This is a genomic window from Brachybacterium fresconis (assembly GCF_017876515.1).
GTDB lineage: Bacteria > Actinomycetota > Actinomycetes > Actinomycetales > Dermabacteraceae > Brachybacterium > Brachybacterium fresconis.
The window spans coordinates 2,331,793-2,352,154 of sequence record NZ_JAGIOC010000001.1; the positions used below are offsets into that span (position 1 = coordinate 2,331,793).

Here is a 20,362-nt window from a genome sequence, read left to right on the forward strand (position 1 = left end):
GTCCTCTCCGCGCGGCGCAGCGGCCCCGGCGAGCCGGCTCCGACGAGCATCCCCACGCGATCGTGCGCTTCCTGGCGATGCCGGCGGCCTTCTTCGCCGCGAACTGGGCGGCGCTGCTGATGATCCCCACCGTGCTGGGCACGGTGCCGGCGCTGGTGGCGACGACCCGGACCACCACCGATCTTCCCGAGCACGGCGACCGGGCGTTCTGCGAAACGCTGACCGCCTCGGTGCGCCTGCTGCGCCGGGACGGGCCGGCATCGCTCGTGCTGTGGGCCGTGATCATCCTGCTGGCCGGGGACATCGCGATCCTGACCCTGCTGGTCGAGGGCGGCACCCGGGTGCTGCTGGTGGGCATGGCGCTGCCCCCGCTGTGGGTGGCCGTCTCGGTGCTGAGCGCCTATGTCGTCGCGGCGGCGTCGCAGGGGATCGACGCAGGTCGGCGGGACGTGGTCCGTGCCGCGATCACCCTGGTGCTGAGACGTCCTGGGCGGGCGCTGCTGGCGCCTGCGATGATCGTGGCGCTGGCACCGCTGTGGCTGCTCGCCCCGCTCACCATCGCGATCGGCGTCAGTCTTCCTCCGCACGTCCTCGCCCGCTTCTGGACGCCGTCGAAAGGTCTTCCCGCATGACGGACCCGACCCTGCTGCGCCGTCCCGGTGCCGCCACCCGCTGGCTCGAGGCCCTGCCGCTGGGCAATGGGCGGATCGGGGCGATGGCGTGGGGCGATCCCGTCCGCGCCCGCTTCGGCCTGAACGAGTCCACCTTCTGGTCCGGCTCCCCCACCGCCACCCGGGACCGCCGCACCTCGCGGGAGGAGGCCTCGCAGATCCTGGCACGGGCCCGCGAGCAGTTCGAGGCCGGGCAGGTCGCGCGGGCGCAGCAGATGCTCGAGGGGCTCGGGGCCGCCTGGTCGCAGGCGTATCAGCCGGTCGGAGACCTGATCGTCACGGGCGGTGCGAGCGTCGAGGGCGTCGGCGCGCGAGCGGACACGGGCGGCGCCGACTCGGCCGACATCGGCACGAGCGGCGCCGGCGGCACCGCCGGGGATGCCGCCGAGCGCGTGCTCGACCTGGCCCGGGCCGAGCACCGGGTGCGCACCCCGGCCGGTGAGCAGCTCAGCTTCGTCAGCACCGCGGACGACGTCCTCGTCCACGCGTTCCCGCTGGCCGGGGATTCCGCGATCGAGGTCGAGCTGGATTCACCGCAGGTCGAGGAGCATCGGAGGACGGCGTCGGGTCAGCTCGCGGTGGTGCTGCGGGCCCCGTCGGACGCCCCGCCCTCGCACCAGGGCGCCCCGATGGCCTGGAACGAGGAGGGGCCCGGTCGCATCGCCGTCGTCGTGCGCAGCCGCCACGAGGGCGATCGCGCGCTGGTGGTGTGCGCCCTGGTCACCACCTGGCGAGGATTCGGCGCGCAGCCGGACCGACCGGTGGCCGACGCCCTGGCGGAGGCGAGGCGGCAGGCCGAGGCGGCGCTGGCCCACGGCGAGGACGAGCTGCACCGTCGCCACCTCGCCCAGCCGCTGCCCGGTGCGCACGAGGTCGCCCTCACCCTGGACGGGGCGGAGGACTCCGCGCTGCTGGCCACCTGCTTCGCCTACGGGCGTTACCTGCTCGCCTCCTCCTCACGTCCGGGTCTGCCGCCCGCGACGCTGCAGGGCATCTGGAACGCGCAGGTGAGCGCTCCCTGGAACTCCAACTACACGGTCAACATCAATCTCGAGATGAATCACTGGGCCGCCGGCGTCGCCCACGTCCCCGCCGCCGCCGCGGCGCTCGAGAAGTACACGGCGATGCTGCGCGAGGTCGGGCAGGAGACCGCCCGGCGGCTCTACGGGGCCGACGGGTGGACCGTCCACCACAACTCCGACCCCTGGGGATACTCCGATCCGGTCGACGGCGACCCGAAGTGGGCGACCTGGCCGATGGGCGGGCTGTGGCTGGAGCGGGAGCTCGACTCCCTGGCCGCCTTCAGCGGGGAGGACGCCGCCACGATCGCCGCCCGCCGCTTCCCCGCTCGTCGCTCCGCGGCGGCCTTCGCCCTGGACCTGCTGCACGAGAGCGCCGACGGGCACCTGGTCACCTTCCCCTCCACCTCGCCGGAGAACGAGTGGATCGCCTCGGACGGGCAGACCGTCGCGCTCAGCGAGGGTGCCGGGATGGATCGCTGGCTGCTGCGCGAGGTGCTCGAGGCCGTCGTCGCCGACGCCGAGCTGCTGGGGCGCCTGGAGGATCCGGTGGTCTCCCGCGCCGTCGCCGCGCTCGCCCTGGTCCCGGAGCCCCGCATCGGGGCCGACGGGCGGGTGCTCGAGTGGCATGCCGATGCTCTGGCCGAGGTCGAGCCGACCCACCGCCATGTCTCCCACCTCGGATTCCTCTACCCCGGCACCCAAGAGGTCAGCGCGGAACTGGAACGGGCCGCGGCCGCCTCTCTCGACGGCCGCGGCGACGAGGCCACCGGCTGGTCGCTGGTGTGGAAGACCGCGCTGTGGGCGCGACTGCACCGACCCGACAAGGTCCAGGACCTGCTCGAGCTGTTCCTGCGCCCTGCCGAGCGGGCCGACGGCTCCGAGCGCAGCGGGCTGTACCCGAACCTGTTCTCCGCCCATCCGCCGTTCCAGATCGACGGGAACCTCGGCATCGTCGCCGCGCTCGCCGAATGTCTGCTCCAGAGCCATCGCGAGGAGATCGAGCTGCTGCCCGCGCTGCCGCCGATCATGGCCGACGGGTCCGTGCGCGGGTTGCGGGCCCGGCCCGGGATCGCCGTGGACATGAGCTGGACCGATGGGGTGGTGACCGCGGTGCGTCTACGGGCGCTGGGACCCGGTGCCCGGGGAGTCCATCACGTGCGGTGCGCGCAGCGCACGACCGTCGTCGAGCTCACCGACGAGCAGGCGGTGGAGGTCGAGCTCGCGGGACCGCCCGCCTCCGCGCAGCGACCGATGACAGCGGCCGAGCGCTGAGAGCCCCACGGGCGCCGCTGAGCCCGGGCGCCCGTCGACCGACGATCGACCTCTGCGGTGTCGTCCCCACCGGGCATCTTGGCAACGTCACCGCAGAGGTCGACTTGGTCGGGCCTCAGCGCGCGGGGCGCAGCCCCGCGATGTAGGTCCGGGCCATCCAGTCAAGCGGCGGCATCAGCGTCGGCGCCGACGGCGCGATCACCATCACCACCGCCGGCGGCGCAGGCACCCCGTACGCGAACGTGCTGAACGGCTTCGGCTCCGGACTCGAGCAGACCGGAGCGACCGTCACCTACGACGACGTCGCGCCGCTGACCGAGGAGGACCCGAACGGGACCGGCCTCAACGCCCTCGCCCTGCCGCTGATCTTCGGCGGCATGATCTCCGCGGTGCTGCTGTCGACCCTGCTGAAGAAGCGCCCGTGGCTGCGCATCGTCGGCTCCCTGGCCGCGTCCGTGGCGGTGGGATTCGCGGTCGTCGCCATCTTGCAGTTCGGCTTCGGCTCGGTCGACGGGAACTACATCGGGACCGCTCTCGCCCTCACCTTGGACATGGCCGCGATCTCCCTGTTCATCCTCGGGCTCGAGTCCCTGCTGGGCTTCCCGGGCCTCGGTCTCGGCGCCGTGCTCATGATGTTCATCGGCAACCCGCTGTCGGGCATGGCAACCGGCTGGCAGTGGCTGCCCTCGCCCTGGGGAATCATCGGCCAGCTCCTGCCGCCGGGCTCCGCCGGCACCCTCCTTCGCTCCGTCGCGTTCTTCGACGGGCACGGGGCGGCGACCTCGATCATCGTGCTCAGCTGCTGGGCCGCGCTGGGCATCGTGCTGACGGCGCTCTCCGCGCTGCGCACGAGGCGCACCGCCGAGCTGAGGGCCTGACCGCCGGGCACGCCGATACCGCCGGGCACGCCAATTTCGGGCTGAGCCCACTCCTGGCCGCAGAGAACCCGTGCTCCGGCCCGCCACCCTCGCGAGTGGCCGCGCGCTCTCGAGCGTGGCACCGTGGCGGCATGCGCAGTTCGACGCCTCCTGACGACGACAGGTCGCTCGAGCACGTCCGGAATCTCGTCCGCAGCGAATACGCCGAACGCGTCACCCGAGGCCACAGCGACGCTCGAGCCCTCCAGCTCGTGGCGATCGATCTCGGTCACAGCCTCGAGGACTGCGCCCGTGCCGTGGAGCGCACCGATCTGCTCGACGTGATCGGGGACGGGCGGGTGGTGGGGCATCCCTCGACGACCGAGCCCATCACGGAAGGCAAGGGGCCGTGCTGAGCGACTGGCGTGAGGACAGGGTCGGCAGTGCGCTGGCGGGCGAGAACCCGACCGTGCTGTTCCGCCTGCCCGGCGGCTTCGCCGTCATCGGCGACGTGCAGTTCCTCCCCGGGTACTGCGTGCTGCTCACCGACCGCCCTGGCGTGGACGGGCTGTCCGATCTTCCTCCGGCTGAGCGCACGCAGTTCCTGGCGAGCATGGAACTGCTCGGGGAGGCCGTCGAGACGGTGTGCGCGTCGCGCGACGACGCCTTCCGCCGCGTCAATCTCGAGATCCTCGGGAACACCGACGCCTTCCTCCACGCCCATGTCTGGCCGCGCTACGACTGGGAGCCGGCCGATGTCGTGACGAAGCCCGTCTGGCTGCACCCGGCGCAGCGCTGGTCCGATCCCTCCACGCGCTTGGGCCCGCCGCACGACGACCTCCGAGCGGAGCTCACCGCAGCGATCGGGGCGCTCGCACGATCAAGAGCTCCGGACGCCTGACTCGTCCACCACCGTGGCCGCATTCGGCCGGCAGAAGGCGAAGGTGCTCTCGGACGGATGCCGGTATTCGTCGGCACAGCGGAACCCGCGCAGCCACGACACCCCGTCGACCAGGCGGAGATAGAAGCCCTTGGGGTATTCGTCGTCGTCCTCGCGGAGCGGAGCGGAGGCGACGTGCACCGCGCCGGTCGGCGCCCGTCCGGCGGAGAGCACGGAGTCCGGTGCCTGCTCCTGGTCCGTCATCGCCAGGCGCAGGTAGGGCCCGGTATCGGGAGGGCACAGCAGGAGGCCCTGGTTCTGCGCGGCGGCGAGGATCTGCGACAGCGATCCTCCGCTCCTGAGGCCGAGCTCGCCGACGGTCCGCTGGATGACGACGATTGACTGCGCAGAATGGCCGTCGAAGCACCCGTGATCGAGCAGCGTCTCCGCGTACGCATTGCACCGGACGCCGCCCTCAGCCAGCGCCTCCCGCAGTTCACGCCGGGTGCACCCGCCGACGTGCAGTCGCAGATCGTGGTCACCCATGTGCCCAGTATGCCGGGGCGCGGCGGCGCCGCAGTGCGCACCGTGTGTCCTCAGCGATCCTTCGTGAGTCGGTCCCGCAGCTCCTGGGCCGTGGGATTGCGCAGCACGTCCTCGCCCACCAGCACCGTCGGGGTCAGTTCGTCGCCGCGGTTCACCGCACGCACGCGGGCCTGCGCATCCTCGTCCCGCCAGACGTTCACCCAGATGACCCGAGGGTCGCCTCCCAGCTGCAGCAGCAGCCGCTCGCAGTAGAGGCACCCCGGCTTCCACAGCACCAGCGCCCGGCCCGGTGCGAGCGTCGCGATCGCTCGGGGCCAGGGGGTGTGGCGCCCCCGGCGGCCGGCCCATACGGCCACGACGAGGACCGCGATCTCGCCGACCACCCCGACCATCACCCCCGTGCGCAGGTCGTCCCCTCCGAGGACGAGCACCATCGCAGCGACGGCGAGTGTGCCCACGGCAGCGGTCCGCAGGGTCGGATGAGGCATCCTCACAGCCTACGGCGGACCGGAACAGCCCCCGCGGATCACGGCCACCCGCAGGTGAGGATGCCATGACCCAGCGCCTCGCGGAGTCACTGCGGGGCGCGCCGCGTGGACGCCCTCACGGTGAGGGTGGGCGCCAACCGCGTGCGGCCGACGGGCGCCTGCGCGCCGTCGATCTGCTGGAGCAGCAGCTCGATGGCATCGAGGCCCAGCTGCTCGTACGGCTGATGCACGGTGGTCAGCGGCGGATCGAGCGCGAGGGCGAGCGGGGAGTCGTCGAAGCCGACGACGGAGACGTCCTCGGGCACGCGCCGCCCGGCGCGTCGCAGGGAGCGCAGCACGGAGGCGGCGACCGCGTCGGACTCGCAGAGCACCGCGTCCACCGAGGCGTCGGAGGCCAGGAGGGCCTCGACCGCCGGGAGCACATCGACAGCGGGGTCGTCGGCGCTCAGGTCCTGGACCACCAGCTCCGGGTCCGCGGTGATCCCGGCGGCGACGAGCGTGGACCGGTGGCTCTCGCGGCGCTCGCGCTGGAAGAGGAGGTCACCGTCGGAGCCGACGTAGGCGATCCGGCGCCGGCCGAGGTCCAGGAGGTGCTCGACGGCGAGCTGGACGCCGCGGCGGCTGTCGGCGGCGAAGGTCGGGACGACGACCTCGTCGGCCGCGTTGTCGATCGCGACGACCGGGAGGCGCAGGGTCTCGGCGGAGGCCAGCATGCGGGAATCGGCGGCGGAGCCGAACAGCAGCACCCCTTCGGTGGGGACCTCGGCCAGGGCGGCGATGACGTCGGCGACGTCGCCGCTGTCGTCCCGGAGCGCCGTGGTGGGCTGGACGAAGGCGTTGCACCCCTGAGCCCGGGCGGCGCCGTACGCGGCGCGCACCGCCGGTTCCCACCACCCCCACTGCCCGTCGGGCACGACGATGCTCACCGCATGGAAGTCGCGGCGGCGGAAGGCTCGTGCGGCCAGGGACGGTCGGTAGCCGAGCTCGTCGGCGACCGCTCGGAGCCGCTCGCGCGTCTCACGGCTGACGTCCGGATGCTCGCGCGGCGAGAGCGCCCGCGATGCCGTCGCGATGCTGACCCCGGCCGTGCGGGAGACATCGGTCAGCGTGACCCGTGCCATCGCCGCCCCCTCTCGATTCCGTGACGCCGTTCGATTCCTTGACGCCGTCGAGACCACAGGCTAGCGTCTTCCCGGTCGACCGTAAACGTTACCGGTAAGGATTACGGATACGGCCGCGCGATCAGGCCCCACCCCGACGGATCGAAGGAGAGATGCCCGTGAGCGCCGTATCCAGCGCCGCGCCCACCACCCAGGAGCTGGTGGGCGTGCGCCCCTTCGGGTGGCGCGACCGGATCGGGTACATGCTCGGGGACGTCGGGAACAACCTCACGTTCTTCCTGCAGTCGGCGTTCTTCCTCATCTTCTACACCAACGTGATGGGCATCAGTCCAGGTCATGTCGGCACTCTGCTGTTCGGAGCGCGCATCCTCGATGCGTTCACCGATATCGGCGCTGGCCGCCTGATCGACACCCTGCGACCGGGCCGCTCCGGGCGCTTCCGGCCCTGGCTGCTGCGCTTCATGGTCCCCGTCGCCGTGGCGACGGTGCTCATGTTCTCCCCGATCCTGCAGGACGGCAGCTACGCAGCCCGCCTCACCTGGATGGTGGTCACCTACATCCTGTGGGGCGCGGTCTGCTACACGCTGGTGAACATCCCCTACGGCTCGATGGTCTCGGTCATCTCGACCCGGCCCGGGCAGCGGGCCTCGCTGTCGGTGTTCCGCTCGCTCGGCGGTTACCTGGGGTTCCTCGGTCTGGCGGGGCTCCTGCCGCTGTTCGTCTACGTGCAGGTCGACGGCAGCTCGGAGATCTCCGGGTCGCGCATGATGCTCGCCGCGATCGTGTGCGGCGTCCTGGCGATCGCCTGCTACACCCTCTGCTTCCTGGGAGTCCGCGAACGCGTCCGGACGCCGCCGACGCCCCGCGGCGAGCGCGCGGGGCCGCGCACCCTGTTCCTCGCCCTGGTCTCGAACCGTGCGCTGACCGGCATCATCGCTGCGTCGCTGTGCATGCTGATCGCCATGACGCTGCTGGCGAGCATGCTGCCGTATGTGTACAACGAGGTCTTCGACCGCGGCCAGCTGCTGTCGCTGGCGAACATCGTCGGACTCGTCCCGGTCCTGGCGTTCCTCCCCTTCGCCGCCGCCTTGGCCAGGAGGTTCGGCAAGCGCGAGATCGGCGTGCTCGGCATGACCCTGGCGACCCTCGCCGGGCTCGTGCTGCTCGGCGTGCGTACCGACAGCCCCTACGTCTTCACGGTCGGCTACGCCGTGCTCATGCTGGGCTACGCGGCGATGGAGTCGCTGATCTGGGCCGTCATCAGCGACGTGATCGATGTCCAGGAGATCCGCACGGGCGAGCGCAACGATGCCACCATCTACGCCCTGCACTCCTGGTCGCGCAAGATCGGGCAGGCCGTGGCCGGTGGGCTGTCCGGCTGGACCCTGGGGTGGATCGGCTACGAGGCCGCTCTCGGGCAGGGCGCGGAGCAGTCCCCGTCGGTGCTCGGGGGCATCTACGCCCTCGCCACCGGCGCCCCGGCCGTCCTGCTCGGGGCCGCCGGCCTGATCCTCGCCCTGTGGTACCCGCTGTCGAAGAAGCGGGTCCAGGGCAACGTCGCCCTGCTCGAGGAGCGCCGCGCGGCCACGCACCGCACGAGGACCCCCTGAGTCCCGGCAACTCGCCGCAGCGACGCGCGGACGGGAGCACACCCCGCCGGTCCGGAGGTCGTAGCCTCATCCCGGGCACCGGCGGAACCCGTCCACCGATGCCCCCTGGACTGCTCGAGAGAGGTGCGTGGCGCGGTGAGAGGTCGACGAGACGGAGTGCGCCCGACCCGGCGCCGGTTCATCGCGGCGGCGACGACGGCGGCCGTCGTCGTCCCCCTCGGAGCCTGTGTGTTCGGCGGCGATCTTCGCGTCGTCGTGGTGGGAGATGCCCCGGCCTCGACCGTGGTGCCCGACGGGGATCCTGCTCGGACAGCCCTCGCGCTCAGCTCGACCCTGTTCTCCTCGGCCGAGGGCGTCGTGATCGCCACCGAGGACACCGCTGACGCGCTGGCAGCGGTCAGCTCACGCTCCGGCCTGCCGCTGCTGATCGGCACCGATCAGGCGGTGGCCGACGAGCTCGAGCGGCTCGGGGCCGACACGATCGTGACGGCGCAGGGCACGGACGTCTCGGCGTTCGGCGACGATGTCGACGTCAGGGAGATCGATCCCGCCGACGCCGAGGCCGACGTGCCCGAGGCTCGCCGGACCGACGACGCGACGCCCGTCTCGCTGTTCGTCGACCCGGAGCAGGGCGGCCCCGCGCAGGCCGTCGCGCGCGCCGAGGTCGAGGCGTCCGGCGGCACGGTCCGCGAGATGCCCGGCGGGGCCCCCGGTCGCAGCAGCGACACCGTCGCGGCGACGAAGGAGGCGGCCGGCTCCGACCCGTCCGTCGGCGTTCTCGCCCTCGGGGCGACCTTCGGCCCCGCCGAGCAGTGGACCTCGACCCTGCACACGGCCCTCACCGCCCCGGAGCTCCCCGGTGGCGGCACCACCGTCTTCCCGGGTCGGCGCATGATCGCCGCCTACGGCTCCCCCGGCGTCCCGTCCCTGGGGATCCTCGGGGAGCAGGATCTGGAGGAGTCGATCGACGCCGTGCAGGATCTGGCCGACGACTATGCGGGCCTCACCGACGACGGGGTGATCCCCGCCTTCGAGATCATCTCGACTCTCGCCTCCTCCGAGCCGGGGGCCGACGGCGACTACTCCACCGAGCTGGATCCCGAGGCGCTGCGCGAATGGGTCGACGCGGCCGGCGAGGCCGGGGTGTACGTCGTCCTGGACCTGCAACCGGGCACCAGCGACTTCCTCAGCCAGGCCAAGCACTACGAGGACCTGCTGACCCGGCCCCACGTCGGGCTGGCCCTCGATGCGGAGTGGCGGCTGCTGCCCGGCCAGAAGCATCTGGAGCAGATCGGTTCGGTCTCGGCCGAGGAGGTCAATGAGACAGCCACGTGGCTGGCCGATCTCACCGCGGAGAACGGCCTGCCGCAGAAGGTGCTCATCCTCCACCAGTTCAGCCTCTCGATGATCACCGACCGACAGGACATCGACACCTCCCGCCCGGAGCTCGCGATCACCGTGCACGCCGACGGTCACGGCACCCCCGACTCCAAGCTCGAGACCTGGAACGCCCTCCGGCACGATCTGCCCGACGGGATATTCATGGCCTGGAAGAACTTCTACGACGAGGACACCCCGACCTTCACCCCGGAGCAGACCTACGAGGTGGAGCCGCGCCCCTGGTTCGTCTCGTACCAGTGACGGGCCGGGCCGTCGTGCTCCGAGCGACGGCGAGCTGTCCCGGCCGCTGCCGGGACGACCTCAGTCGGCGCGCAGATGCGCGAGGACCAGTCCGATCGGGATGCTCACCGCGGTCAGCACGAGCACGCCGCGGTAGGTCCACAACGCCCAAGTCGGGCCCTTCGCGCCGCGGCCCACGGCTCGGATCATGAGCACCATCGTGACGACCAGCGCAATCCCTCCGGCATCGACGATCAGCGGCGCCGTGAGCAGCGTCCCGGTGATCACCGCGAGACAGCCCAGGTTCCAGGTCAGCAGCTCGGCGAGCAGCGCTCGGCGGGAGGGACGCCGCGCGGCGAGCGCCCACTGGGCGATCCCCAGGGCCGCCTGCAGGACGCCGCCGACCAGCACCTGGAAGGCCGCGGACCAGGACCCGTGCTCGAGGCCCAGCGGGCCGGTGATCGCCGCGACCAGCCCGCCGGTGATCACCCAGAGGATCGCCATGGCCCGGAAGGGATAGTCGTCCCGGCCGGGACCGCAGTCGCGATCGCGGTCGCGGTCGCGGTCGCGGTCGCGGTCGCGGTCGCGGTCGCGGGAGACAGTCCTGCCTACGAGGTCGTGGGGCATGCCCACCATTGTCCCGCAGTCGCCCGGCGCACGGTCCCCGCACACGGCCATGGAGAGGAAGCCGGCACGCCCTGAGCGTCCGACCGGGATCGACGCCCTCCCGCCACCCGCTCCTGGTCAGCGTCGCGCAGCAGAGCGCAGCAGAGCGCAGCCGAGCGCAGCAGACGCAGCCGATGGACCGCAAACGATCGAGAGTGACGTTTTGGGCGCTTCCGCTGTCACGGAGGCGCCCAGAACGTCACTCTCGATCTGTGGCGAGGAAAAACCAGACCGAGAACCGGTCGATCAGGCGTGCACCGTCTGCCCGGTCTCCTGCCGCTCGCAAGCTCGCAGCACGTCGACCAGGCGTGCACCGTCTGCCCGGTCTCCTGCCGCTCGCAAGCTCGCAGCACGTCGGTCAGGCGGGATTGATTGCCCGATCAGGCGTCGACCACCACGGCCATGACGGTGGGCTCGCGGCGGTAGCTGCGGCGCAGGTAGCTGCTGACGGCGTCGACGATGATCTCCTCGATCTCGGCGATGTCGTCGATCTTGTCCTGCTGGGCACGCGCGAGGGCCTTGGTCACCTGCGCCTCGGCCCCCTCGAAGGTGCGCTTGTCGTGCACGAAGCCCTTGGTGAGGAACTCCAGCGGCTCGACGGTCTGGTTGGTCTTGGGGTTGATCAGCGCCACCACGGTGACCACGCCGCCGCCGCTGAGCTGGCGACGCTCGGCGAGGGTGTCCTCGGTCGCGGTGCCGATGGTCTGGCCGTCGACGTAGACCAGGCCGGCCTCGACCTTGCCGGAGACGCGCGCCTTGCCATCGATCAGGTCCACGGTCACGCCGTCCTGGGCGATGACGATGTTCTGCTCCGGCACGCCGGTGCGGCGGGCCAGCTCGGCGTTGGCATGGAGGTGCTTGGACTCGCCGTGCACCGGCATGACGTTGCTGGGACGGACGATGTTGTAGCAGTACACGAGCTCGCCGGCGCTGGCGTGGCCGGAGACGTGGACCTTGGCGTTGCCCTTGTGGACGATGTTCGCGCCGAGATCGGTGAGCTTGTTGATGATTCCGTAGATGGCGTTCTCGTTGCCGGGGATCAGCGAGCTGGCCATCAGCACGGTGTCATCCTCGCCCACCCGGATCTGGTGATCGCCGTTGGCCATGCGCGCCAGCGCCGCCATCGGCTCGCCCTGGGACCCGGTGCAGATCAGCGTGATCTTGTGGTCGGGCATCGACTGGATCTTGCGGAAGTCGACCACCAGACCCTTGGGGATGTTCAGGTAGCCGAGATCGCGCGCGATCCCCATGTTGCGCACCATCGACCGGCCGACGAAGGCGACCTTGCGACCGTTGGCGTGGGCCGCGTCGAGCACCTGCTGGATCCGGTGGACGTGGCTGGCGAAGCTCGAGACGATGATTCGCCGCGGCGAGGAGGTGAACACCTGGTCGATGGCGGGGTTCAGATCGCGTTCGGAGATCGTGAACCCGGGGACCTCCGCGTTCGTGGAGTCGGTGAGGAACAGGTCCACGCCCTCCTCCCCGAGACGGGAGAAGGCGCGCAGATCGGTGATGCGCCCGTCCAGCGGGAACTGGTCCATCTTGAAGTCGCCGGTGTGCAGCACGAGGCCGGCCTTGGTGCGGATCGCCACGGCCAGGGCGTCGGGGATGGAGTGGTTGACCGCGACGAACTCGAGGTCGAACGCGCCCGCCTTGCGGTGCTCCCCCGCCTCGACCTGGATGGTCTTGGGCGTGATGCGGTGCTCCTTGAGCTTGGCCGTGATGAAGGCCAGGGTGAGCTCGGAGCCGATCAGGGGGATGTCGGAGCGTTCCTTGAGCAGGTACGGCACGCCACCGATGTGGTCCTCGTGGCCGTGGGTCAGGACGATCGCCTCGATGTCGTCGAGGCGGTCGCGGATGGAGGTGAAGTCGGGCAGGATCACGTCGATGCCGGGCTGGTGATCCTCGGGGAACAGCACGCCGCAGTCGACGATCAGCAGCTTGCCGGCGAACTCGAACACCGTCATGTTGCGGCCGACCTCGCCGAGGCCGCCCAGTGCGGTGATGCGCATGCCGTTCTTGCGAAGGCGCGCGGGGGCGGAGAGCTTGGGGGTGGGAGAGGGCATGGAGGAATCTCAATCGTCGAACGGTCAGGGTCTCAAGAATCGGGTGTCGCGCGCGGCGCCGAGGCGCGCAGCAGCGTGCACACCGTTCACGGTACGGCAGGAATGCGGCTTTTCCGCATTCATGCTGGATTGACCACGTTCGAGAGCGCGGTCCTCGCCGCACGGCGACCGCCCCGCGGACTCAGGAGATCCGCTCCGCCAAGGCCGAGAGCGAGCGCTCGGCCCGGAAGGCGTGGCCGCCGTCGGTGACGACGAGCTCCGGCGGAACCGCATCCAGCGCCTCCCAGACCGGGGCGAGCTGCGCGAAGGAGTCCCGCGTCGCCGCGATGGGGAAGATGTGGTCCCGCTCCCCCGCCTCCAGGATCAGCGGACGCGGGGCGATGAGGGCGGCGATGTCCGCCATCTCCATCTCGGGCAGGATGCCCGGGATGATGTTGCAGGGGCAGTGCCGGATCGAGCACAGGCTGGCCTCGAAGCTGCAGAAGTAGGTCGCGACCAGGGCCGCTGAGATCGAGGAATCCGCCGCAGCGGCCAGCAGCGAGACCGCTCCCCCTCCGGAGCCGCCCGCCACCGCCACCCGCTGCGGGTCGACGCCGCCGAGCTGACGCAGCGCATCGACGGCGGCGAGCGCATCGGCCACCCGAGCCCCCATCAGAGGCGCGCCGTGCATCAGGTGGCGCACCGCGTCGACCCCGCAGGAGCTCTCGGTCTCCGCGTAGGGCTCCGAGCCGTCCGGGAGGGGGAAGCGTCGTCGGCCGAAGCTGATCATCTCGGGGCACAGCACCGTGAAGCCCGCGCTCACGAACTTGTGGGCGAGGCCGTCGTGGTACTCGTCCACCGGATCCGTGGCCACCAGATCGTCGATGCCGCGACCGTGCCCGGCGATCAGCACCACCGCCGCGCCGGTGGCTCGGTCCGGAATGGGGCGCAGGAGGAAGGCGGGGATCTCGTCCCCGTCGGCGGTATTGATCGAGGCCTCATCGACCGCATGGGGCGAGACGTCGTCGGCCGTATCGGGGGAGGCCTCGCCGGCGGCATGGATCGGCGCATCGGCAGGCTCAGCGCTGGACGTCTGAGGCACGCGCACGAGCGCGGACGGCGGCCGGTCGCCGCCGGCTTCCGGGAGCCCGAGCAGCGAGCGCAGACGTTCCCGGCGTGTCCCGCCGCTCACCTCACTCTCCCGCGACAGCACGATCCAGGCGCTGGGAGATGTCCGAGAGCACGTCGTCGACCGGCTGGTCGGCCAGCTCCTTCATGAACGGCTCGACCTTCACGGGGCCGGTGTAGCCCGCCGCGTGGACGGCGCCCATGAAGCCGGCGAGGTCGATGACCCCGGTGGCGTAGGGCAGGCGGCGGTCGAGATCCCACTGCTCGTCGCGCTCGCGATCGTCGCGGGCGTCGTTGATGTCGACCGAGACGATGTCGGCATCGGTCAGCCCTGCGAGGTCCTCGGCGCTCTCCCCGGCGGTGTACCAGTGGTAGCTGTCCAGGATGAGGCCGACGTTGTCGGCGCCGGAGTCCGCGATCAGCTCGCGCGCCTCGCGCAGGCCGTGGATGAAGGGGTAGCGCTCGGTGGACCATAAAGTCTTGGGGCCGATGTACTCGAGGCCGAGGCGCAGCCCGGCATCGGCCAGCAGCTCGGCGACCAGGGAGAGGCGACCGACGTGCAGGCGCCAGTTCTGGCGGTGGTCGCGCTGATCATGCATGGGGCGGATCCAGGTGCCGACGCGGGTGACGCCGGCGGCCCGCAGCAGCTCGAGGGCGGCGGGCAGGTCCACGAGCGCCTCGCGGAACTCACCGGCAGGCGCGTCCAGCGGAACGGGCAGGCCGGCCATGCCCCACTGAAGACCTCGCTCGCGCACCTCGGCGGCGTGCTCGGCGACGGCCCCGGTGCTGCCCAGGGAACGGAAGTGGTCCGGGTCGGGGTCGACGCCGCCGAAGCCGTGCTTCGCGGCGAGGTCGATCGCGGTGGGGTGGACCAGGGGGAGTCCGAGGGCGCCGGGCGAGAGGTTCGAGAACATCCGCTCAGCCTATGCGTGATCGCTTCTCACGTGGTGATCTGGGCCACGCTGTCCACTTGCTGGGATCAGCGACTCTCGGGCGGCGTCGTGAACAGGCCGCGGTGCAGGATCCGTCGTGCGCGCGAGAGACCCTCGGGATCGGTCGCACGACGGTCCACCGCGAGGGCGGCCATCATCATCGGCAGCGCGAGCAGGACGTCGTCGGCGGTCACACCGGGATGGACGGTGCCCGCGGCGCGAGCCTGCGCCATCAAGGGCTCGAAGGCCGCCTTCGTCCGGTCGGAGAGCTCCGCGAGACCTCCGCTCCGCTCCTGCGCGACCATCTGCGCCAACCACGGCGTGCCCACCTGGACGTCCAGGACGTGACCGAACAGCTCGGTCGCCCCGTCGCCCCGCTCCCGGAGGTCCCGCGCCCGGGCCTCGATCTCCTCGACGTTCCCCTGCAGCACGGCGGCGACGAGCGCCTCGCGATCGGCGAAATGGCGGTGCAGCGTGGTGCGGCTGACCCCGGCCTCGCGGGCGATCTCGTCCAGGGGCACCTCGGGCCCGCGCTCCGCCACGATGTGGCGCGCGGCGACCAGGAGCCGGGCACGATTCCGCGCCGCATCGCGTCGCACGGGTGTCTCGGCCATGTCCGAACTGTACCTATCGACGAGGTCACAGCGTGTTTGCCTGCCAAACGTACATTGATGTACGTTTCTTGCTCGTCGCGAGGAAGGATCCCTATGACGGACACGACCACCACGACCGGCGACCTCTGTCCCGGCATCGATCCGGAAGCGCTGCGCACGAAGTACCGGCAGGAGCGGGATCGTCGGATCCGCCCGGACGGAACCGGCCAGTACCGTCGGACCGCCGGAGAGTTCGGCTACTACGCCCAGGACCCGTACACGCCCCGCACCGACCGCGCACCCCTGACGGACACGGTCGAGGTGCTGGTGATCGGCGCCGGTTTCGGCGGGCTGCTCACCGCCGCGAAGCTCCGGGACGCCGGCGTTCAGTCCCTGCGCCTGATGGATGAGGCAGGGGACGTGGGAGGCACCTGGTACTGGAACCGCTACCCCGGCATCCACTGCGACATCGAGTCCTACCTGTACATGCCGCTGCTGGAGGAGACCGGCTACATGCCGCAGTGGCGCTATGCGCCCGGCGAGGAGATCCGCCGGCACACGGTGCGGATCGCCGAGCACTACGACCTCTACCGCGACACCGCCTTCCACACCCGTGCCACCGAGCTGCGCTGGGACGAGGAGGAGACGCACTGGCTGGTGCGCACCGACCGCGGCGATGCGATGCGCGCCCGCTATGTCGTCGTCTCCTCCGGCACGCTCTCCCAGCCCAAGCTCCCCGGGATCCCGGGGATCGAGGACTTCGCCGGCCACACCTTCCACACCAGCCGCTGGGACTACGGCTACACCGGGGGCGATGCCGAGGGCGGCCTCGACGGCCTGGCAGACAAGCGGGTGGCCGTCGTCGGCACCGGCGCGACCGGCCTGCAGGCGATCCCGAAGATCGCCGAGGACGCGCAGCACCTGTACGTCTTCCAGCGCACCCCCTCCACGGTCGACGTGCGCGCCAACCGTCCCACCGATCCCGAGTGGGCGGCCTCGCTCCAGCCGGGCTGGCAGCGCGAGCGGATGGAGAACTTCCTGGAGATCCTCTCCGGCGAGGACGTCGAGGAGGACCTGGTCGGCGACGGATGGACCGCCACCCCGGCCCTGCAGCGCGCGATGATCACCGGCAAGGTCGACACCACGGTGGACCCCGCCGAGCGCGAGCGTCGCGACGAGCTCGCGGACTTCGCCGCGATGAACCGGATCCGCTCCCGGGTCGACGACGTCGTCGAGGACCCGGCCACGGCCGAGGCGCTCAAGCCCTGGTACCGCTACATGTGCAAGCGCCCCGGATTCAGCGACCTGTACCTCCAGGCCTTCAACCGCGACAACGTCACCCTCGTCGACACCGCGGACCACGGCGGCATCACGTCGATGACGCAGAACGCGGTGGTCGTCGGCGAGGACGAGTACGAGGTGGACTGCATCATCTTCGCCACCGGCTTCGAGACCGGCGTCTCCGGGGTCATCTCCGGCACCCTGCCGGTGCACGGTCGGGGTGGGACCCCGCTGCTCCAGGCCTGGGCCCGGGGCCCGCGCACCCTGCACGGCTTCACGACCCACGGCTTCCCGAACCTGTTCCAGCTGGGAACGATGCAGAACGCGAACTCGGTGAACTTCGTGCACATCCTGTCCGAGCAGGCTCGACACATCGCCGCCATGGTCGAGTCGGCGCACCGGAGCGGCGCCCTCTATGTCGAGCCGACCCGCGCGGCCGAGCAGGCGTGGTGCGACACCATCGCGGAGGTCGCCGTCGACAACTCCGCGTTCCTCGCCGAGTGCACCCCCGGCTACTACAACGGCGAGGGCACCCGGACGGGAACGTCCACGTCCTACGCGCCGGGCCCGGTGGCCTTCCACCGGCTGCTCGCCGCCTGGCGCGAGGACAGCATGGACGAGGTGCTCGTGCCCGCAGCCGCCGACGCACCGCACCGTGAGGACCCGCGCGCCGTGCCCGCCGGACAGGGAGTCGCCTGATGCGCACCCGGCGCTCAACGATCGTCGGATCGGTGCCTCGACGCTCCGTGGCAGCGCTGGCCGTCGCGGTCGCCGCGCTGCCGCTGGCGGGATGCATGGACCCGGGCGAGCCGGCCGCTCCCGACCCGGACGCCCCGTCGGACGACGAGCCCAGCCGTCTGACCGCGCAGCGGCTCCTGCAGGTGACCGAGCCTCATGAGGCCACGGGGCGGACGCTGCTCGAAGGGCCGACGTTCGACGAGGACGGCCGCCTGCACCTGGTCGACGTCACCGCCCCGGCCGGGGCGCCGAAGGTGATGCGGATCGACCTCGACTCCTCGGAGGTCACGACGGTGTTCACCGACGAGACCGGTGTGTACACCTCGGCGCAGTGGGGCCCGACCGACGGGAGGCTGCACCTGACCGACTACGCCGGCGGGCGGATCGTCAGCATCACGCCGGAAGGAGAGGATTCGCAGACCGTCTTCGAGGGCGACGTGGAGGGGCGCACCATGCACCCCGACGACCTCGCCTTCGACGAGGAGGGGACCATGTTCGTCTCCGACTCGGCCCGGACCGCCTATCCCGGCGGCGAGCCGACGGGACGCGTGGTGCGGATCGATGCCGCCTCCGGCGAGGCGACCGTCCTCGCCGAGAGCCAGCCGAATCCCAACGGGATCTCCTACGACCCGGAGACGTCGGCGCTGTGGGTCAGCCAGTTGGACGCGAACCGCATCGACCGTCTGCTGCTGACCGAGGACGGGACGAGGGTCGCCACCGGTCACACGGCGATCCATGTGGACGGCGGCCCCGCCCAGACCGACTCGAACGCCCTCGATGCGCAGGGGAACCTCTACCAGGGCGTGCACGGCATCCCGCGGATCCTCGTCTACGGGCCGAAAGGCCGGCTGAGGGCGACCGTCGAGATCCCGGAGGGGGACGAAGGCCTCGAGTCGGCGACGAACATCGCGATCCGGCCCGGCACCACCGACGCGTACGTCACCGTCAGCGGTCCGGCCGGAGGGTACGTGTACCGCTTCGACGCCCTGGCCGAGGGCACCCGGGCCTCGAACGGCGGATGAGCGGGCCGGGACCGCTCCAGCAGATCCGCAGCGACGGCAGCGTTGACCTGCCGCTCGCCGCCTGCGTCTCCTCGGCGGGCGTGGGTATCGCCCATGCGGCCATGCCCACGCTGATCATGGAGAACTCGCCCCCGTCGGAGGCCGGCGCCGGCGTGGGCGTGAACGCGCTGACGCGTTCGATGGGCACCACCGTCGCCGGCGCCGTGATGGCGATCGTGCTCACCTCGATCACGACGACGATGGCCGGAGCTGTCCTGACCCCGGCGGTCCGGCGCCTCCGCGCCCCGTGGCTCGTCGGCGCACAGGGGGCGGCTCCGAGCCTCAGTGAGCAGGCGGCGTCCACCGCGGGTCGCGGCCCAGGAAGGCGAACAGCTTCTCCTGCTCGGTGGCGTCATCCGGTACCGGCTGCTGCTGCCCGAACTGGCCGCTGGGGCGCAGCTGCTCCTCCATCGCGCTCATCCCCGTGAAGGTCGCGTGGACCAGGTCGGGATCGAGGGTGTCCTCCTGGCCGGAGGAGCGGGCGAGGTCCCAGGTGTGGAAGAAGACGTCGACGGTGTAGACGGCGTCGATCAGCTCCGGGACCGGACGATCCTGCCCGGTGTGCGGCCCGGAATGCAGGTGCCCGGCGGCCGCCGGATCCTCCAGCAGCTCCTGCACCTGCGCATCCAGGTGCGTCCAGGCCGCGGCAGGGTCCATGTCGACGCCCGGGCCGTCCGTGAAGCGGAAGGTCGAGCCCCCGTGGACCAGCGCCGGCAGCCAGGTGATGAGGTGCCCGACGACGTCACGGGCGCGCCATTCCTTCACCGGGGTGGGGGCGTCCCAGTCCGTCACGCCGGCCACGGTCCGCGTGAAGCCGACCGCGATCCGGCGGTACTTCTCCTCGGGCACGAGCTCGGGCAGGGGTGTCGACATCACTCCCTCGTCCCGACGTCATGGCTCGTCGGGCCCGGGACGGGATCCCCTGCCAGCAGCGCGTCGAGGGCTGCATAGCCCTCGTTCACCCCGACGTCCATCCCGGACTCGAGCATCTGCCCGCGGCCCTCGAAGGAGTCGAACAGCGAGGTGGTGTGCAGGCGGGTCCGGCCGTCGCCGAGGTCCTCGACGCGCAGGGTCTCCAGCGAGACCCCCTCGGGCCAGCCGTCGAAGGTGAAGGTCTGGACGATGCGGTCCTCGGTGACGTCGTGGAAGCTGCCGTGGAAGGAGTACTCCTCCCCGTCCGGCCCGATGTTGACGAAGGCCCAGGCTCCGCCGGTTCGGGCGTCCCAGTGCTCGATGCGGGTCGAGAGCTCCGTGGGGCCGACCCACTGCGCGTAGAGCTCGGGGTCGGTGTGGGCGCGCATGACCTGCGTGGGGGCGGCGCGGAAGTCCCGGGTGATGCGGATCAGGGGGACCTCGGGGTCGGCTTCGATGGTGGCGGTTCCCGGGTGGTCGGTGGTGCTCATGAGGGGTGCTCCTCGTCATCGGTGGTACCGGTGGTCTGCAGCAGCTCGTCGAGGCGATCCAGTCGCTCGTCGACGGCACGGCGATGTCGATCGATCCAGTCGGTCAGCTCCCCCAGCACCTCGGCATCGAGGTGCACGGGACGGCGTTGGGCGTCGCGCCGGCGGGTCACCAGCGCGGCGGACTCGAGGACCGCGATGTGCTTGCTCACGGCCTGCAGGGACATCTCGTACGGGGCGGCGAGCTCACCCACGGTGGCATCACCGAGGGTGAGACGGGAGACGAGATCCCGTCGCGTCGGGTCGGCGAGAGCCGCGAAGGCCCTCGACAGGGTGTCGTCGTCCATCCCTCCCTTTCTCAACTGTTTGGTTGATAACAGGGACGCTACGCCGTCACGAGATCGACGTCAACCCATCGGTTGAAAAAGGGG

At 71.3% G+C, this 20,362-nt stretch carries 20 protein-coding genes; 9 read left to right on the top strand and 11 right to left on the bottom strand.

Annotation, left to right across the window (positions count from 1 at the left end; translation table 11 throughout):
* Nucleotides 1–62: 62 nt before the first annotated feature.
* The 5 genes from JOF44_RS10505 (at nucleotide 63) to JOF44_RS10525 (ending at nucleotide 4,723) form a co-directional block, all read left to right on the top strand.
* Complete coding sequence (locus JOF44_RS10505) at nucleotides 63–632, top strand: hypothetical protein (RefSeq protein ID WP_209890722.1); 570 nt, start codon at nucleotides 63–65, stop codon at nucleotides 630–632.
* Entirely contained in the window at nucleotides 629–2,965 is a 2,337-nt protein-coding gene (locus JOF44_RS10510; protein WP_209890725.1) for a glycosyl hydrolase family 95 catalytic domain-containing protein, read from the top strand. Before JOF44_RS10505 ends, JOF44_RS10510 begins: the two co-directional genes overlap by 4 nt.
* A 242-nt stretch (nucleotides 2,966–3,207) precedes the next feature.
* A complete protein-coding gene (locus tag JOF44_RS10515; protein ID WP_342591750.1) occupies nucleotides 3,208–3,843 on the top strand; it encodes an ABC transporter ATP-binding protein in 636 nt (211 codons plus the stop codon).
* A 131-nt stretch (nucleotides 3,844–3,974) separates the two neighbouring features.
* Nucleotides 3,975–4,238, top strand: a complete 264-nt coding sequence (locus JOF44_RS10520) for a hypothetical protein (protein WP_209890728.1) — start codon at nucleotides 3,975–3,977, stop codon at nucleotides 4,236–4,238.
* Nucleotides 4,232–4,723, top strand: a complete 492-nt coding sequence (locus JOF44_RS10525; RefSeq protein WP_342591751.1) for an HIT family protein — start codon at nucleotides 4,232–4,234, stop codon at nucleotides 4,721–4,723. The genes JOF44_RS10520 and JOF44_RS10525 overlap by 7 nt, the downstream gene beginning before the upstream one ends.
* Here the strand turns inward: JOF44_RS10525 and JOF44_RS10530 are convergent.
* The 3 genes from JOF44_RS10530 to JOF44_RS10540 all read right to left on the bottom strand — a co-directional run bounded on the left by JOF44_RS10530 (nucleotide 4,703) and on the right by JOF44_RS10540 (nucleotide 6,857).
* A complete protein-coding gene (locus JOF44_RS10530; protein ID WP_209890731.1) occupies nucleotides 4,703–5,248 on the bottom strand; it encodes a hypothetical protein in 546 nt (181 codons plus the stop codon). The genes JOF44_RS10525 and JOF44_RS10530 overlap by 21 nt on opposite strands.
* Nucleotides 5,249–5,298: 50 nt before the next feature.
* Entirely contained in the window at nucleotides 5,299–5,736 is a 438-nt protein-coding gene (locus tag JOF44_RS10535; protein WP_209890734.1) for a glutaredoxin family protein, read from the bottom strand.
* Nucleotides 5,737–5,822: 86 nt separating this feature from the next.
* A complete protein-coding gene (locus tag JOF44_RS10540; RefSeq protein ID WP_209890737.1) occupies nucleotides 5,823–6,857 on the bottom strand; it encodes a LacI family DNA-binding transcriptional regulator in 1,035 nt (344 codons plus the stop codon).
* Between the two features lie 158 nt (nucleotides 6,858–7,015).
* Here JOF44_RS10540 and JOF44_RS10545 point away from each other — a divergent pair, with 158 nt between their 5' ends.
* Nucleotides 7,016–8,467: an MFS transporter gene (locus JOF44_RS10545; protein WP_342591752.1), complete on the top strand. Its 1,452-nt coding sequence runs from the start codon at nucleotides 7,016–7,018 to the stop codon at nucleotides 8,465–8,467.
* A 156-nt stretch (nucleotides 8,468–8,623) separates the two neighbouring features.
* Nucleotides 8,624–10,108, top strand: coding sequence for a hypothetical protein (locus JOF44_RS10550; RefSeq protein ID WP_245348918.1), 1,485 nt, complete (start codon nucleotides 8,624–8,626; stop codon nucleotides 10,106–10,108).
* A gap of 60 nt (nucleotides 10,109–10,168) precedes the next feature.
* Here JOF44_RS10550 and JOF44_RS10555 read toward each other — a convergent pair whose 3' ends face one another.
* The 5 genes from JOF44_RS10555 to JOF44_RS10575 form a co-directional block, all read right to left on the bottom strand.
* Nucleotides 10,169–10,714: a hypothetical protein gene (locus JOF44_RS10555; protein WP_245348919.1), complete on the bottom strand. Its 546-nt coding sequence runs from the start codon at nucleotides 10,712–10,714 to the stop codon at nucleotides 10,169–10,171.
* Between the two features lie 419 nt (nucleotides 10,715–11,133).
* Complete coding sequence (locus JOF44_RS10560; protein WP_209890745.1) at nucleotides 11,134–12,819, bottom strand: ribonuclease J; 1,686 nt, start codon at nucleotides 12,817–12,819, stop codon at nucleotides 11,134–11,136.
* Between the two features lie 181 nt (nucleotides 12,820–13,000).
* Nucleotides 13,001–13,990: a dienelactone hydrolase family protein gene (locus JOF44_RS10565; protein ID WP_342591753.1), complete on the bottom strand. Its 990-nt coding sequence runs from the start codon at nucleotides 13,988–13,990 to the stop codon at nucleotides 13,001–13,003.
* Between the two features lies 1 nt (nucleotide 13,991).
* Nucleotides 13,992–14,840 (bottom strand): sugar phosphate isomerase/epimerase family protein, encoded by an 849-nt coding sequence (locus JOF44_RS10570; RefSeq protein ID WP_209890748.1) that lies wholly within the window; start codon nucleotides 14,838–14,840, stop codon nucleotides 13,992–13,994.
* 65 nt (nucleotides 14,841–14,905) lie between these two features.
* On the bottom strand, nucleotides 14,906–15,472 hold the full coding sequence (locus JOF44_RS10575) for a TetR/AcrR family transcriptional regulator (RefSeq protein ID WP_209890750.1): 567 nt from the start codon (nucleotides 15,470–15,472) through the stop codon (nucleotides 14,906–14,908).
* Nucleotides 15,473–15,565: 93 nt separating this feature from the next.
* Between JOF44_RS10575 and JOF44_RS10580 the strand changes: the two genes are divergently transcribed.
* Complete coding sequence (locus tag JOF44_RS10580) at nucleotides 15,566–17,431, top strand: flavin-containing monooxygenase (RefSeq protein WP_209890753.1); 1,866 nt, start codon at nucleotides 15,566–15,568, stop codon at nucleotides 17,429–17,431.
* Nucleotides 17,432–17,463: 32 nt separating this feature from the next.
* Entirely contained in the window at nucleotides 17,464–18,492 is a 1,029-nt protein-coding gene (locus JOF44_RS10585; RefSeq protein ID WP_342591754.1) for an SMP-30/gluconolactonase/LRE family protein, read from the top strand.
* A gap of 321 nt (nucleotides 18,493–18,813) precedes the next feature.
* Here JOF44_RS10585 and JOF44_RS10590 read toward each other — a convergent pair whose 3' ends face one another.
* Genes JOF44_RS10590 through JOF44_RS10600 form a run of 3 tightly spaced genes read right to left on the bottom strand, consistent with a single transcriptional unit; the run spans nucleotide 18,814 to nucleotide 20,278 of the window.
* Nucleotides 18,814–19,404: a TIGR03086 family metal-binding protein gene (locus JOF44_RS10590; RefSeq protein WP_209890756.1), complete on the bottom strand. Its 591-nt coding sequence runs from the start codon at nucleotides 19,402–19,404 to the stop codon at nucleotides 18,814–18,816.
* Nucleotides 19,404–19,934, bottom strand: a complete 531-nt coding sequence (locus JOF44_RS10595) for an SRPBCC family protein (RefSeq protein ID WP_209890758.1) — start codon at nucleotides 19,932–19,934, stop codon at nucleotides 19,404–19,406. Before JOF44_RS10595 ends, JOF44_RS10590 begins: the two co-directional genes overlap by 1 nt.
* Nucleotides 19,931–20,278, bottom strand: coding sequence for an ArsR/SmtB family transcription factor (locus JOF44_RS10600; protein WP_209890761.1), 348 nt, complete (start codon nucleotides 20,276–20,278; stop codon nucleotides 19,931–19,933). Before JOF44_RS10600 ends, JOF44_RS10595 begins: the two co-directional genes overlap by 4 nt.
* Between the last annotated feature and the right edge of the window lie 84 nt (nucleotides 20,279–20,362).

Coding starts and splice junctions, on each gene's coding strand:
- JOF44_RS10510 (WP_209890725.1), top strand. CDS start 629: ATGACGGACCCGACCCTGCTGCGCCGTCCCGGTGCCGCCACCCGCTGG.
- JOF44_RS10520 (WP_209890728.1), top strand. CDS start 3,975: ATGCGCAGTTCGACGCCTCCTGACGACGACAGGTCGCTCGAGCACGTC.
- JOF44_RS10530 (WP_209890731.1), bottom strand. CDS start 5,248: ATGGGTGACCACGATCTGCGACTGCACGTCGGCGGGTGCACCCGGCGT.
- JOF44_RS10535 (WP_209890734.1), bottom strand. CDS start 5,736: ATGCCTCATCCGACCCTGCGGACCGCTGCCGTGGGCACACTCGCCGTC.
- JOF44_RS10540 (WP_209890737.1), bottom strand. CDS start 6,857: ATGGCACGGGTCACGCTGACCGATGTCTCCCGCACGGCCGGGGTCAGC.
- JOF44_RS10555 (WP_245348919.1), bottom strand. CDS start 10,714: ATGCCCCACGACCTCGTAGGCAGGACTGTCTCCCGCGACCGCGACCGC.
- JOF44_RS10560 (WP_209890745.1), bottom strand. CDS start 12,819: ATGCCCTCTCCCACCCCCAAGCTCTCCGCCCCCGCGCGCCTTCGCAAG.
- JOF44_RS10570 (WP_209890748.1), bottom strand. CDS start 14,840: ATGTTCTCGAACCTCTCGCCCGGCGCCCTCGGACTCCCCCTGGTCCAC.
- JOF44_RS10575 (WP_209890750.1), bottom strand. CDS start 15,472: ATGGCCGAGACACCCGTGCGACGCGATGCGGCGCGGAATCGTGCCCGG.
- JOF44_RS10580 (WP_209890753.1), top strand. CDS start 15,566: ATGACGGACACGACCACCACGACCGGCGACCTCTGTCCCGGCATCGAT.
- JOF44_RS10590 (WP_209890756.1), bottom strand. CDS start 19,404: ATGTCGACACCCCTGCCCGAGCTCGTGCCCGAGGAGAAGTACCGCCGG.
- JOF44_RS10595 (WP_209890758.1), bottom strand. CDS start 19,934: ATGAGCACCACCGACCACCCGGGAACCGCCACCATCGAAGCCGACCCC.
- JOF44_RS10600 (WP_209890761.1), bottom strand. CDS start 20,278: ATGGACGACGACACCCTGTCGAGGGCCTTCGCGGCTCTCGCCGACCCG.